The sequence below is a fragment of the Tuberibacillus calidus DSM 17572 genome (assembly GCF_000430685.1).
Taxonomy (GTDB): domain Bacteria; phylum Bacillota; class Bacilli; order Bacillales; family Sporolactobacillaceae; genus Tuberibacillus; species Tuberibacillus calidus.
Genome location: NZ_AUMM01000016.1, coordinates 46,140 through 60,295, shown reverse-complemented (window position 1 = coordinate 60,295; position 14,156 = coordinate 46,140). Strand labels below are relative to the sequence as shown.

The 14,156-nt window shown below is 42.9% G+C and carries 12 protein-coding genes and 2 pseudogenes; 6 read left to right on the top strand and 8 right to left on the bottom strand.

Going from position 1 to position 14,156, the window contains the following annotated elements:
• Positions 1-87: 87 nt before the first annotated feature.
• Positions 88-1,119, bottom strand: coding sequence for an SAM-dependent methyltransferase (locus H532_RS0104865; RefSeq protein WP_027724563.1), 1,032 nt, complete (start codon positions 1,117-1,119; stop codon positions 88-90).
• Positions 1,120-1,312: 193 nt separating this feature from the next.
• On the opposite strand from H532_RS0104865, the gene H532_RS19445 reads away from it, so the two are divergent.
• The 3 genes from H532_RS19445 to H532_RS17860 all read left to right on the top strand — a co-directional run bounded on the left by H532_RS19445 (position 1,313) and on the right by H532_RS17860 (position 4,528).
• A complete protein-coding gene (locus tag H532_RS19445; protein WP_051263142.1) occupies positions 1,313-1,714 on the top strand; it encodes a MarR family winged helix-turn-helix transcriptional regulator in 402 nt (133 codons plus the stop codon).
• A 46-nt stretch (positions 1,715-1,760) separates the two neighbouring features.
• Entirely contained in the window at positions 1,761-2,978 is a 1,218-nt protein-coding gene (locus H532_RS17865) for an MFS transporter (RefSeq protein WP_245566408.1), read from the top strand.
• 107 nt (positions 2,979-3,085) lie between these two features.
• Positions 3,086-4,528, top strand: coding sequence for an MFS transporter (locus H532_RS17860; RefSeq protein ID WP_245566407.1), 1,443 nt, complete (start codon positions 3,086-3,088; stop codon positions 4,526-4,528).
• Positions 4,529-4,660: 132 nt separating this feature from the next.
• On the opposite strand, the gene H532_RS0104845 is transcribed toward H532_RS17860, so the two are convergent.
• The 3 genes and pseudogenes from H532_RS0104845 to H532_RS21055 form a co-directional block, all read right to left on the bottom strand.
• Positions 4,661-5,116 carry a hotdog fold thioesterase gene (locus tag H532_RS0104845; RefSeq protein WP_027724562.1) on the bottom strand — a complete coding sequence of 152 codons (456 nt, stop codon included), beginning with the start codon at positions 5,114-5,116 and terminating at the stop codon, positions 4,661-4,663.
• Between the two features lie 299 nt (positions 5,117-5,415).
• Positions 5,416-5,625, bottom strand: coding sequence for a transposase (locus tag H532_RS17855; RefSeq protein WP_051263141.1), 210 nt, complete (start codon positions 5,623-5,625; stop codon positions 5,416-5,418).
• A gap of 95 nt (positions 5,626-5,720) precedes the next feature.
• Positions 5,721-5,918: pseudogene (locus tag H532_RS21055) on the bottom strand (transposase family protein); the annotation flags it as partial.
• Positions 5,919-6,079: 161 nt separating this feature from the next.
• Between H532_RS21055 and H532_RS20205 the strand changes: the two are divergent.
• Complete coding sequence (locus tag H532_RS20205) at positions 6,080-6,247, top strand: hypothetical protein (RefSeq protein ID WP_155994971.1); 168 nt, start codon at positions 6,080-6,082, stop codon at positions 6,245-6,247.
• A gap of 555 nt (positions 6,248-6,802) precedes the next feature.
• Here H532_RS20205 and H532_RS0104820 read toward each other — a convergent pair.
• Positions 6,803-7,603: a hypothetical protein gene (locus tag H532_RS0104820; protein ID WP_027724560.1), complete on the bottom strand. Its 801-nt coding sequence runs from the start codon at positions 7,601-7,603 to the stop codon at positions 6,803-6,805.
• A 156-nt stretch (positions 7,604-7,759) separates the two neighbouring features.
• On the opposite strand from H532_RS0104820, the pseudogene H532_RS19810 reads away from it, so the two are divergent.
• A pseudogene (locus tag H532_RS19810) lies at positions 7,760-7,957 on the top strand (transposase); the annotation flags it as partial.
• Between the two features lie 139 nt (positions 7,958-8,096).
• On the opposite strand, the gene H532_RS0104815 reads toward H532_RS19810, so the two are convergent.
• The 3 genes from H532_RS0104815 to H532_RS0104805 form a co-directional block, all read right to left on the bottom strand.
• Positions 8,097-9,581, bottom strand: a complete 1,485-nt coding sequence (locus tag H532_RS0104815) for a peptide MFS transporter (protein WP_027724559.1) — start codon at positions 9,579-9,581, stop codon at positions 8,097-8,099.
• Between the two features lie 461 nt (positions 9,582-10,042).
• Positions 10,043-10,468 (bottom strand): cell wall hydrolase, encoded by a 426-nt coding sequence (locus tag H532_RS0104810; RefSeq protein WP_027724558.1) that lies wholly within the window; start codon positions 10,466-10,468, stop codon positions 10,043-10,045.
• A gap of 88 nt (positions 10,469-10,556) precedes the next feature.
• Positions 10,557-12,062 (bottom strand): MDR family MFS transporter, encoded by a 1,506-nt coding sequence (locus H532_RS0104805; RefSeq protein ID WP_027724557.1) that lies wholly within the window; start codon positions 12,060-12,062, stop codon positions 10,557-10,559.
• Positions 12,063-12,228: 166 nt separating this feature from the next.
• Here H532_RS0104805 and H532_RS0104800 point away from each other — a divergent pair, with 166 nt between their 5' ends.
• Complete coding sequence (locus H532_RS0104800; protein WP_027724556.1) at positions 12,229-13,968, top strand: ABC transporter ATP-binding protein; 1,740 nt, start codon at positions 12,229-12,231, stop codon at positions 13,966-13,968.
• The last annotated feature ends 188 nt before the right edge of the window (positions 13,969-14,156 follow it).

Below are 14,156 nucleotides of genomic sequence, written 5' to 3'. Positions count from 1 at the left end.
CATATTCTGGCCTCAAAAAGAATATACATTTTACTCGTAAAAAAAAACCTTCCGCTTGCCATTCGCGGAAGGTGTTCTTTTCGCCCACTATTTTTTCAAAATCACGGTGACCTCCGAGCGGTTGTGAAACAACTGTTTTATACCGACAACCGTATAATGGGCCTCCAAGCTTTTGACGGCTTGATGAATTTTTTTCTCAACACCGGACTTGGGTAATTTTAATGTCAAAATGACGAGCCCACCCTCTTTTAGAAAACGGCCTGCCCGATTGATGATATCCACGGACTCAGCCGTATCCATTTTCATGTCGTTAACAATGACATCAAACTTTTTCTTTACATTTCTTTGGAAAAACTTTTGTGCCGTTTCACGATAATGGCGGACTTTAGGGTGTTTTTTTAGCGTTGGAGCAAGTTTCGCCGGGTCCACAGCGATGACTTCCAGATGGTGATTTAATAAAACGCGGGTCCAGCCTCCAGGTGCGGCACCCAGATCAAGCGCTAGCCCTTGTTTTGGCAGCTTTAAGTCAAAAACTTTAATCGCTTCGATAAGCTTAAACTCGGCGCGGCTGATTTGCCCCTTCTCATGGGCGAGGCGGTGTTTCCCGCCAGCCCAGTTACTGATATTGTCTTCCGCCAATGATAGCCCCAAAAAAGCCGTATCCTCGGTGATGACGATCGAGATTACCTGCACGGGGTCAGTCACATTTAGTTCGAAGCCTTGCGAACAAAAACCAGCCGCCACCGCTTCGTTAACCTCATACCCTTTTAATGGGAAGGCTGAATGAAAGATCCGCGTTTGGACAGAAAACGATTGCCCACGATCCATTAAAGGTATTAAAGGCTGGCAAGCTTCAGCAATTGATGCAAGACCATCGGAGTCACTGAGTTTCAATGCGATATGTATGGGGCAAATATGTTGCAAAAAGATGGGCTTATGGGTTTTTAAGCAATCCGACAATGTTTTAAAACCATCGCCCAGCGTCATGACCCCAACAGCCTCATCGATATAAAAATCAACCTTTGCTTCTTTATCGCATTGATGCAATTCTTTTAGACCTAGATGGCGGAATTCCGGTTTTACAGTAAAAATCATGCGGTTTGGATTTATTTCAAACAAAAGTAGACACCCTTTTCATTGGATCACTTTTCTCATTATAACTTTTTGAAACATCTTTTATAAAGACCCGATCGGACTAAGGGTGGAAGAACAGCGGTAAAAGCCAAAAATGATTCATATACGAAAATAGTTTACACATGTGAATCATTTTGCTAATATATATAAATGGTTTAATTTTAAGGAGCGGTCACGAATGACAAACAAAGGTCTGATGACATTTTTGTCACTTATCAGGGAAAGCAATAAAAGTGTTCGTAAGGCGTGGAACTTTAACATTTCCGGCCCGCAGCTGCATTTATTACATTTGCTTGAGACGAACGGCCACGTGAACATGTCGGATTTATCCGAGCATCTGGGCATCAGCCAAAGCGCAGCCACCGCATTGGCCAATCGGATGATTAAGGGGAATTACATTACGCGTGAACGGTCGGAGGAAGACCGCCGCGTGGTGAATCTTAAAATCACCGATGAGGGCCGTCAACTATTGGAAACATTTTCAGCTTCTCGTGACAAAGCCCTTGAAAAATACATCAGCAAACTCACCCCTGAGGAGCGAGCAGAATTTGTTCGACTCTGTCAAAAAATGCTGGAATAGCCTTTTCTAACAAAAATAAACCACTTCAGAGGAGATGAGCGTAAACATGTCGGTAAGTGCAACAACTCAAGACTATACAACAACCGAGGTTGAAAACAATCATCCGTCATTCAAAAGTATCTTTCAACAACCAAAAGCAGCCTGGGCTGTTGCCTTTGCCTGCGTTGTTGCCTTTATGGGTCTTGGACTGGTCGATCCGATTTTACCAGCTATCGGTAAACAATTAGGGGCAACCCACGCCCAAGTCAATTTGCTTTTTACCAGTTATATGGTTGTCACAGGTTTTATGATGTTAATCACTGGATGGCTCTCAAGCCGAATCGGCCCTAAATTGACCTTATTATTTGGACTCATTATCATTGTTATTTTTTCTGCGCTTGGTGGTTTCTCAACATCGATTGGTCAATTGGTCGGATACCGAGCCGGTTGGGGATTCGGCAATGCCCTGTTCATTTCGACCGCTCTCGCAGCGATTGTCAGTGTAGCAACTGGAGGAACAGCGGCTGCGATTATTCTTTATGAAGCGGCGCTTGGCCTCGGAATGTCTGTCGGACCGCTTCTCGGCGGCTGGCTTGGTGCCATTAATTGGAGTGATCCGTTTTTCGGTGTCGCCATCCTCATGGCCATTGGTTTCCTCGCCATTTTAATCTTGTTAAAAGACGTCAAGAAGCCTGAGCAAAAGAGCTCCATTCTTGATCCAATAAAGGCACTTAGTCATGGAGGGCTTCTTTCTATGGGTTTCATGGCCCTTCTTTATAACTTTGGTTTCTTTACCCTTTTTGCTTATTCCCCATATGTGCTCGGGTTAGACGAACATGGCATTGGCTACGTCTTCTTCTTCTGGGGCGTACTGCTTGCCATTACTTCCATTTTTCTTGCGCCTAAACTGGAAGAACGGTTTGGGACGAAAAAAACCATGTACATCGTGCTCTTTTTTATTGCGTTGACCCTTGCCGTAATGGGATTAAATATTGACCATCAAGCTGTTCTCATCGCTTGCGTTATTCTCATCGGCGGTTTTCTCGGCATTAACAATACCCTGGTCACGACAGCCGTCATGGAAGTGGCACCTGTTGAACGGTCGGTGGCATCGTCGGCTTACAGCTTTGTCCGTTTTGTCGGCGGAGCCGTTGCCCCCTGGCTTTCGACAAAATTGGCTGAATGGGTGAATGAATCGTTCCCTTATTACTTTGGTGCCTTTTGTGTGATTCTCAGCTTGCTGGTCTTCTTTTCCGGACGAAAATATATGGTGAATATTCGTTAGGCGATGAAGCGGTTCGGCTTGACCGACCGCTTTTCGACGTTTTCAAAACCCGTACCTATCTTAAGACGGCATCATCTTCCGTTAATTTTTTTGGCAGGTGTCTTCATATGTTCATGTCATCCACAGCGCGCGTCGCCAAAGATCGCTTTTATCCTTGGCTCGTTTTATCGACCACAAGCCTTGGGTCATTACTCGTCCTCCTTAACGTAGGGACATTAAATGTGGCTTTACCGGTCGTTACCCGGCATTTTCATACAACGGCGGATCTCAGCAGTTGGATTCTCCTATCCTACATGTTAGTGAATACCATTTTTATCCTGATATTTGGACGGGTTGCCGATGTATTTGGCCGGCAAAAATTGTACCTGATCGGTTTGTCCGTCTTTACAGCAGCCGCCCTCCTCATCGGCTTTTCTCCTAATGTGGGCGTTCTGATCACTTTAAGAATCCTTCAAGCCCTTGGCGGAGCACTTGTCATCACGAATACAACGGCACTTATTACGGATTCATTCCCTTCTAAATTACTGGGAACAGCACTCGGGATTAACGTGCTTGTCGCCTCTACCGCCCAATTGCTCGGGCCAGTGGTCGGCGGATTTTTAGCCTCTGCGCTTGGCTGGCGTTGGGTGTTTTGGTCGAGTGCACCATTTGGTCTAATCGGCCTATTGTGGGGACTTTTCACTTTGAAAAGAACCCGCACCACCAAAGCCCGTGAACGCATTGACTTTTTGGGTAGTCTGACCATCTTGCTTGCTTTAGGAGGTTTGATCACCGGTCTATCTGAAGGGAGCGTCCTTGGCTGGGGCAACCCACTTGTCGTCCTTGGCTTACTATTATTTGTTACAATGACGCCGCTTTTTATCATTATAGAAAAGTTTGCGGCATCACCGCTTCTGGATTTTTCCTTATTTAAAAAATGGTCGTATTCAGCAGCCAATGTCACGAACTTTCTCAATTTCTTTGCGCAAACGGCAGTCGTAGTGCTTTGCGCTCTCTATTTTCAACTCGTCTACCATGAAAGTTCGTTCCAATCCGGATTAAAAGTTTTACCGATTACGCTCGGGATGTTGATCATGTCTCCGGTTGCCGGTATATTGACGCGAAAATACAGTGCCCAAATTTTATCAACGATCGGCTTGGCCACTTCCTTTATCGGGTTACTCATTATCGTCATCGTCATTAGCCCATCTGTTGGTTATCCGCTCTACGGGATCGGTTTATTTTTGATAGGTTGCGGTGGCGGTTTGTTTTTGACACCGAATACGACGACCATTATGACAAGTGTCCCTCCCCATCGGCGCGGCATCGCAAATGGCGTTCGCTCCATGCTCGGGAATATGGGCCAAGTGACAAGCACCGCCATCTCATTGATGGTCGTAACGGTGGCGCTTCCGGACCATTTGAAAGATATCATTTACACTGGCACCACAACTGGTTTGACGCCATCCGACTTGCATTTCATCACTTCAGGGTTCCGATACGCCTTTCTCGTGTTAATGCTCGCACCTTTTCTCGGCATGTTTATTTCTTACTTCCGGAATGCAAAATAAAAAACTTGGCTCCACCAAGCCTTCTAGGCGAAGGCAGAGCCTTAGTTGCCCTTATGCTACCCAGAAAAAATTTTATACTTCTTACCCATAAACTTAAGCATGGGGTCCCTTTCAGCCCCATGCTTTTTATGTTTACTCTATTTTCTCATCAGAGACGAACCAGCTGCTTTTGCGATAAGCCATCGCCTCCATGACGGCAACCAATTCGCCTTCACTTTCCACCTTTATGCGATACCATGAGGTACGATGATTTCTTTTTTCTTCGGTGGCCACTGCCTGAAGCATCTTCCCCCGAAAAGCAGGGGCCATAAAATTGACAGTCGTTGACAACCCGACAGCGGTCCTTCCGTAAGAATTGCAAGCCGCCGCAAATACATAATCGGCAAGTGCAAAAATAATGGCACCATGCACCGTTCCATGGCTGTTCAGCATATGATCTTCAATCCGAACCTGAGCAGAAGCCGTTCCCGGACCTAATGCCGTCAGTTCAATCCCGAGAAACTTCGCATAAGGTTCGTTCTTAAACACGTCCATAATTTCCTGATAATGTTTTTTATGAAAAATCAACTCTTGGTCGTCACCGGACACGGCGAAACACCTCCTTCGCTAACACTTCGCCAAAGCCGGCTAATATCCTTCTAAGATAACCCAGCATTTTACAACGCGAAAAAACGATGAACCCATACTGCAATAAAACAGGTATTTTTTTGGCTCTATAATATTTGTTCGGGTATGAGAAAAATTCAGACAAAATCATACACGCAACCTCCTATATCCTTTAAACTTGAATTGTGCAGAAACAAGTTAAAGATAGGAGTTGCGTGTACATGAATTTTAACAAGATTTTACCTGGATTAAAAGACGCAGTAATTACTAGGGTAAAGAAGTTAATGGTGATTACCATTTACATAATCAGTTACCAAAAACGAAATGCTCTTAAAGTATTTTTCTAGCGTTTCCACACGGCGAACAGGGAGCACTTCAATGATTTCCTTTTTCTCGACATCAACAATAATGGTTTGGAATTTAGTCTTATTTGCGTCTCCCTTGAATTCATCAACCGCAATAACTCTAGGGAGCTGGCGACGAATGGGCATTCTCCGTATATCAGAGAGCCGAATTAGGCTTGATAAAGATAACTCGGAAAACGAGCAGCTTGTGTAAATGATTGCTCAGCTACATAACTCAAAGCCTATTGAGTTAATGAAACGGTGCGTCGTTGATAACGATCTACAAACTGAAAACGCTCATAAAATGTATGCCCACAGTCCATACACTTATAGCGTCGTTTCCGAAGTAATAACTCTACTGGTCGTTCTTCGATTAGCCGGCCTCGGATCCGTTGAACTCGATAACTGTGAACCTTATTGGTTTTCTTCTTGCATCCTGGGCACGATACTTTTCTGAGTTTTGTCCCTGACTCAACTACGAAGCCTTGTTCAGTTTGTTTTGCATGTTCAACCTCTACATTATTGTGTTGTTAAATAACTGGTTCTTTTTTATAATTGGATATGAATATCCCTACTTTTATTTTTATTTGAAGGTGATAATATGTTTCTTGATTTTATAATTCTTTTGGGGGTAGCAATCGCTGGTGGAATTGTTACAGTTATTGGATCAATTTTTCTCATGGGGAAAAAAATTTTAGAACCTAACAAAGCACTTCAACAAAAAATTAACAACCTTGAAAGTGAAATTGAAAATTTAAAAAAGAAATGACTTTCCCAAAATATTCGGAGTATAGGTAACGGCTAAATGATCCTTATAATCGCGCTTCCCCTTACGTTTACAATCGAAATTGGATTACTCACTAGAGAAAATCAAAAACCTTATTTCACGCCCTACGTGGTTACCCACAACGTTTCATCTTCTTAAAGCTCACAGTAATCAAACCATCTTTGTAAATGTAACACAATACATATTAAGTTACATCATAAAATGAAATGAAAACTTATATGTATAGGATAATTAGAAATCAGAACCCTTTTATTGCCTCCCAATGTAACTTATTGTATTTTAAACATACATAACATGTAACTTAACGCTGTCCAACAGTTGGAAGGCGCTATTAAATTTGAATACGGATTCATGGACGAAGAAAAACTCATGAAATTTGTGGAACCCATCCGTGACCTCGAGAGGATCGAAGCCATGAAAATTTGCCTGAAACCAATTTTTAAAAAGTGTTTTAACAGTTGGTAAACTATTTGGGTATATAAAAAAGCCTACCTTAATTTAAGAAAGGTAGACTTTCGATGAAAAATGAAGGATCTCTTACTTTTTAACAGGCTCTATATATAACGATGTGTTTACTTCATCATTATGATTTTTTGTATCGATAACCAAAATATAGGCTTTAATATTATATAGTTTCCCGTCTCTTTTAACACTTTCTGAGGTTGAAATACTTACAAATGAATAATTAGTTTTGATTGTGTTATGGTATTTCATGGTTCCATCCTCAAAATCAAAACCTTGTTTTTTGATGGTTTTATCTAATTTAAAGTCATCAATATTTAATGGTCTGTTGTTGACGGTAAACGATTTTATATCGTTTGCGTAATCATTTTCAATGATGCTTTTAACTTTTCCCAGACTATTCTTGTCAGCAATATTTTTATACTTTTGGGGCATTTGGGATACAGAGGCAGAGCCAAAAGCACAGTTGTAAATTCTTTGAGTTGGTTTCCATTCATAACCATTATTTTTAAAATCGAATATTGACGTTGATTTCTCCAATACTCCTACCGGGGTTTCTAATAAAAATCCGCCGGTATTAGGACGTTGTTCATAGTCGGAAAATTGTATTACACCACTTACATTGTAAGCATCGTAATCTATTGAAATACTATCAATTGGCTTACTTGAGTTTCCCGAATAGTCTATATAAGAGTTAGCCCCGCACCTCACATCAACATAATTAAACCAAGAATAAGCACCTAAACTATACCCACCGGGAAAAGAATTAGTATAGTATGCGTGATCCGCTGCGTGTGCTTCGTGTTGTAAAGAAAAGGCCGACATAGTAAGACACACTACCAAAACAAGTGCAAAGGTTCCTACTTTTTTAACCATTTTCTTCACCCTCTTTTCAAAGACTTTGATACTTTTTTGAAAATACCTATAATATTGGGAAATGTCAATAACTATTTGAACAATTAAGTCTTTTTTACCTAGGAAAATGGGAAAATAGGTCTAGTTATAGTTATGTTTAATATGATCTTGTCTTAAAAATCGGGGATAAACGAGTTTATTCAGGTAATAAAAACCTTAAAAAACTGGGAAATCGAAATTTTAAACAGCTTTGCCTTTGGCTATAACAACGGATCCCTAGAAGGACTCAGCAATCAAACAAAAGTGATTAAACGAAATGCCTTTGGATTTAAACGTTATGACCGTTTACGGTTACGTGTTTTATTACATCATTAGTTTAAATTAAACAATATTCCAGATGTTTAAGGAGTACGAGGTTTAGCTCCTACCCCAACATTTGACGTAGAACCATTTTTTTCATTGACAACTATCTAAAAAAAGCTGCCCATAAGGCAGCTTTTTCGTCAAATATCGTTTAATGAACACCGCGCATATGCCGTTGAATAACCGGGGCAATCGCAAAAAGCAATAAACCAAGAATGACTGCGACGGCGCCAATGATACTGAAGAAGGCAATCTCTGTGTCTGGGTTATATAACGGTGCAATTTGCGCATTCAAGGATTGTGCCGCCGCATCCGCCAACAGCCAGAGACTCATCATCTGTGAAGCAAAGGCCTTCGGTGCGAGTTTTGTTGTGGCTGACAATCCGACCGGCGAAAGGCAAAGTTCACCGATAACAACTAAGAAGAAGCTTGCTACAAGCCAGAGCGGGTTAACAAGTGTATGCGTGCCGTGTAACGCCGGAATGACCATGATTAAGTAAGACAGGCCGGCGAAAATCAGACCAAATGAAAATTTATGCGATGTGGATGGCTGGCGCTTTCCAAGTTTAACCCATAAGGCTGCAAACACCGGCGCAAAAATGATAATAAATACCGGGTTTAATGATTGGAACCAGGAGGAAGCAAGATGTATCCCCCAAATATCTAGCTGAGTCCGCTTATCCGCATAACTTGCCAAGATTACCGAGCCTTGTTCTTCAATAGCCCAGAACATGACTGCTGCGATAAATAGCGGAATGTAGGCAATAATACGAGAACGTTCATCTTTCGTCGTTTTCGGACTGCGATACATAACGACAAAATAACTGACCGGGATTAAGATGCCCAAAAAGCTGATAAAGTTGATAACATTATCAATGGTCAGCGTACCCGTTGCCTTCGCAATAAGAGCAAGGATGATGATCACAATCGCGATAGCGCTAAACAAAACAGTGACTCTTTTGCGCTCATTAGGAGCAAGCGGATTTTTGACCTCTTTTCCAGCGTCCCCTAAATACTTCCGTTCTGTTAGCACATAGATCAATAAACCTAAAGCCATACCAATGGCGGCGCTTCCAAAGCCAAGGTGATAATTGATTTTTTGTCCGAGCGTTCCAGCAACGTATGGCGACATAAAGGCACCCATGTTAATACTCATATAGAAGATGCTGAAACCCGAATCGCGCCGCGCATCCGTCGGGCTGTATAAAGTACCGACAATCGTCGAGATATTTGGTTTCATAAGTCCGGAACCCAAAATAATGAATACCATTGATACAAATAATGCCGTGACACCGCCAGGAAATGACAGTGCAATGTGGCCGCACATAATCAATACAGCGCCCCAGAAAACCGTGCGGCGGTTTCCAAGCAAACGGTCAGCAATCCAACCCCCGATAATACTCGACATAAAAACAAGTGCTCCATAAATGGACATAACAGCCATGGCTGTGCTATCTTTCAGCCCCAGTCCCCCGTTTGAGACTTGGTCATACATGTAATAGAGTAAAATGGCCCGCATGCCATAATAGGAAAAACGCTCCCAAAGCTCTGTAAAAAATAATGTAAATAGACCCTTTGGATGGCCAAAGAATCCCCGTTCAGGCTTGTCCTGAGTAAGGTTCTGAATTAAAGCCAATTTTCACTACTCCTTTTCTTATGTGAGATCTCAGATGTGGTTAAATTTTCTGATAAATAACACCGCAAAAATACGTTCCGTTTTCGGATGACCATTCAACGCAGGGAAATACCGATGGGCTTACGGTGATTCCATAACGGGGACAAAAAAGGATTCCGAGCGCGGGCTAAATGTTTTGACCGAGTAATCTGACAATAATAATAAAAAAAGACCACTAAAATCTTCGTACCAAGGGCTGTTTTGTGACCATCTCAGCAAAAAAATTCATTGGAGGCTATCCCTATTTTACCTCGAGCTATGGAGGATGTCCATTCATTCATAATTTTTTCTTATTGTCTTGCAATACAAAAAAGAAAATCAACTTATAACAAATAAATTGGTCAATGCAACCTATTCCACTTATGATCAAAATGAAACGGAGGTTTCTCGGTCTGAAATCCAAGAAACCCCGCGATCGTTTTTTATAAGCGATAGATGTTTGCGCACGTTTCACTAGTAGGTTCGTAAAAACAGTGTAATTTGAAGCGGCCGACGAGCGGTTGACCATACCATTGTTGTGGGCAATCCCCTTGAGGCCTAAAATACCAAAGGCTATACTTGGCCGGCCAATGCCGGAAACCGTTCACCACCTTTCTGGAAAGGCGTTTTTCCAGGGCCCGCGCTCTTTGGTAAAAGTAACCGTATAAGACGGCTTCAAAAGCATGCGGTTGAAAGATCATTTGCGGGATGGTTCGGATCCCTACAAAATCAGAGCAGTCCGCCCGAACCCGATTAATCCCGACATTACCGACGAGCAACTCCCCAAGTTGCCCTTCACCTTCCGCCTCGGCACGTAGCAGTCGCGCTAATAGATTAATATCCTTAGTAGTTGCTTGCACAACAGCCATATTTCCACCTCCCGATGTTTCCCTTGTATCATATTGTTTAAAAGGGCTCTTGTTGACACTGGATTAACATTCGAGGTGGAAAAATGATTTATTCAGAAGCAGAATGTTGTTGTTCCAATATTTTTTTATGTGACGGTAGAAAAATCACCGCAGCCATATTTAATAACGCAAAAATAAACATCGCCCAAAAGACATGATGGAGGCCATTGGCTAATACCTTTTGGATATAGCTAATGACGGAATCCGGTAAATGTTTGAGAACGTCGGCATTTAAGAGATCATTGAAATCCCCTTTAAGCTTTCGGCCTTCTGCGGCCTGTGAATGGATAGAATGCGTGATGGCATTATTAAAAATCGTGCCATAGACCGCCACCCCGACGGTTTGGCCCATGGAACGCATGAAGTTGGTGGAAGCCGTTGCAGCCCCGCGCATCCGCCACCCGACTGCCGCTTGCACAATGACGGTTGTCGGTGTTGTCGCATACCCCATGCCGAGGCCGATGACGACCATTAGCCCGACAAAATACCAATAGGGTGACTCAAGGGTAAGGGCAAGCAGCCAACACCCACCAGCCAAAATGAGAAAAGAACCTATCACGGCTGTGAACTTGGCGCCAATTTTATACATATAGCGGCCAGCAAACGTCGCCCCAATCGGCCAAGCAATCGACATGGGCATTAACGTCAAGCCTGAACTTGTTGCACTATGTCCGAGAATAACTTGAATCCACATCGGCAGGTAAACATTGACACCGATTAAAACAAAACTTGATAAAAATCCGATAAGATTGGATACGACGATGGTTGGAATGGTAAAAAGGGCTAAAGGCAGCATCGGCTCGCTCGTTTTTGATTCAATCAGAATAAAAACGATAACGAAAATAATGCTAATGGCAAAAAGGCTGATAATGATCGGTGAATCCCAGGCATACCCTTTTTGCCCGCCATTCAGCAATGCATAAAGCAATGCTGAAATCCCAACGGTAAAAACCAGCGCCCCAAGATAATCAATTTTTCTTTTCGCTTTATTTTCAAGCGTTTCATGGAAAAACACCAAAATGAGAACGAGTGAGATGACCCCAATTGGTAGATTAATATAAAAAATCCAGCGCCAAGATATTTGGTCAACAAAAAAACCACCGACAAGCGGTCCTAATAGACCAGCCACTCCCCAGACGGCACTAAAAAGGCCTTGCATTTTCGCGCGTTGTTCACCCGGGAACAAGTCCCCGATAATCGTAAAGGTGATCGGCATTACCGCACCGGCTCCGATCCCTTGAAAGGCTCGAAACCAAATGAGCTGATTCATGGTTTGCGAAGCCCCGGATAACATTGATCCAAGGACAAATAAAATAACGCCAAATATAAAAACTTTTTTCCTTCCAAACAAGTCGGCCAATTTTCCGTATATCGGCGTTGTGACAGCCGTTGTCAACGTGTAAATCGCAAACACCCAGCTGATTAAACTCAGCCCGCTTAAATCTTTCACAATTTCCGGCATGGCCGTACTGACGACTGTTACATCAATGGCAACAAGCAAAATGGCCACCAACATGGCCACGGTGACCATTTTTCGATTTGTTTCCTTAATCATATATTAACCTCTCTTTTTATTTTAATACCAAGATTACTTTTAGAAAGTATAGCGGAAAGACGCGTTTTGCACCAAAAAAATGCATCAATATAATCGTCATTTCTTGTTGGTCATGGCTAGGTTTCTGTATAATCCAATTAGTGTTGATAAAAGGAGTCCTTAGGGTATGATTCGTCGTTTTTTTTCTTATTATAAACCACATCGAAGGTTATTTTTCATTGACTTCACAAGTGCTGTGATTGTTGCCATTCTTGAACTTGCTTTTCCTGTTGCGGTACAGAGGTTTATTGATACATTGCTGCCCGGAGGCCATTGGCCGATGATTGTCGCCGTCAGCATTTTGTTGCTTATCGTCTATCTAACTAGCACCTTCTTGCAGTTTGTGGTTGGCTATCTCGGGCATAAACTCGGGATCAACATTGAAACCGACATGCGCCGAGAACTGTTTTACCACATCCAGCGCCAGTCGTTTCGCTTTTTTGATAATACAAAAACCGGGCACATCATGAGCCGAATCACGAATGACCTTTTTGATATTGGCGAGCTTGCACACCATGGTCCGGAAGATTTTTTTATTGCGGTCATGACCTTTATCGGCGCTTTCTGCATCATGATTAGCGTCAATGTGAAGCTTGCGCTTGTTGCGCTTTTCGTCGTTCCGTTTCTCATCTGGGTGATCGTTTTTTGCAACCTACGCATGAATAAAGCCTGGGACACGATGTATGAGAAAATCGGCGATGTCAACGCCCGAGTGGAAGACAGCGTCTCTGGCATTCGCGTTGTCCAATCGTTTACGAATGAAGAGTTTGAGAAAAAACGATTTAATAAGGATAACGGGAAATTCCGCATGGCCAAACTCAAAGCTTACAAAGTGATGGCCTTCACCGAGTCGAGCACGTATATGATGACGCGTTTTATGACACTTGTCGTTTTAGTATTCGGCGCATGGCTCACCTATCACCATCAGCTTTCTTACGGTGAACTCGTCAGCTTCGTTTTATATGTGAATGTACTCATCAAGCCAGTGGATAAAATCAGTGCCTTGTTGGAGCTCTATCCGAAGGGTATGGCTGGATTCAAGCGGTTTCTCGATATATTGGCGGTTGAACCTGACGTCCAAGATGAGCCCGGTGCCATCGATGTGAAGAACCTTGAAGGCCACATTGAATTTCATGATGTCTATTTTCAATATGAAGCCAATCACCCCGTTCTTAAAGGGATTGATTTGACGATTGAAGCCGGAAAAACGGTCGCCTTTGTCGGCCCATCTGGCGCGGGCAAAACCACGATTTGTTCCTTAATCCCACGCTTCTATGATGTTGATCGGGGATCGATCACCATTGATGGATTGGATATTCGGAAAATGACGAAGCGGTCGCTGCGGTCGCAAATCGGCATCGTCCAACAAGACGTTTTCCTGTTTACCGGGACGATTCGGGAAAATATCGCTTACGGAAAATTGGATGCCACCGAAGAAGAAATTCGGGAGGCTGCGCGACGTGCATATTTGGATGCTTTTATCGAATCACTCCCTGACGGTTATGATACGCAAATTGGTGAAAGAGGTCTGAAGCTATCCGGCGGTCAAAAACAGCGCCTGGCGATCGCCCGTACGTTTCTGAAAAACCCGCCGATTTTAATTTTGGATGAGGCCACCTCAGCACTTGATACGGAATCGGAGAAAATTATACAAACCGCTCTGAATGAATTATCGGCCAATCGAACGACACTCGTCATCGCCCACCGCTTGGCGACCATCAGAAACGCCGACCATATTATTGTTGTGACCGAAGACGGCATCGCTGAACAAGGAAGCTATGAGGAATTACTGGAACTTGGCGGCGTGTTTAGCAAACTGCATCATATCCAATATGAAAAAGCCATTGAAAGCCAGCTCAACCGCTAAAAGAAAACGTTTTGAAGAAACTCACCAAAAACAAGCTGATATTTGAGCTATTTATCAACAGGGGCATACTTTATTATCGTATGGGCGAAGAACAAGGGAAGTTTTTAATCATCGTTCAACGAGCGAAGGTCATGGTAAAAATTCACTTGGTCCATTGACGAGACATCTAATAAATAAGTGGTTCTTGA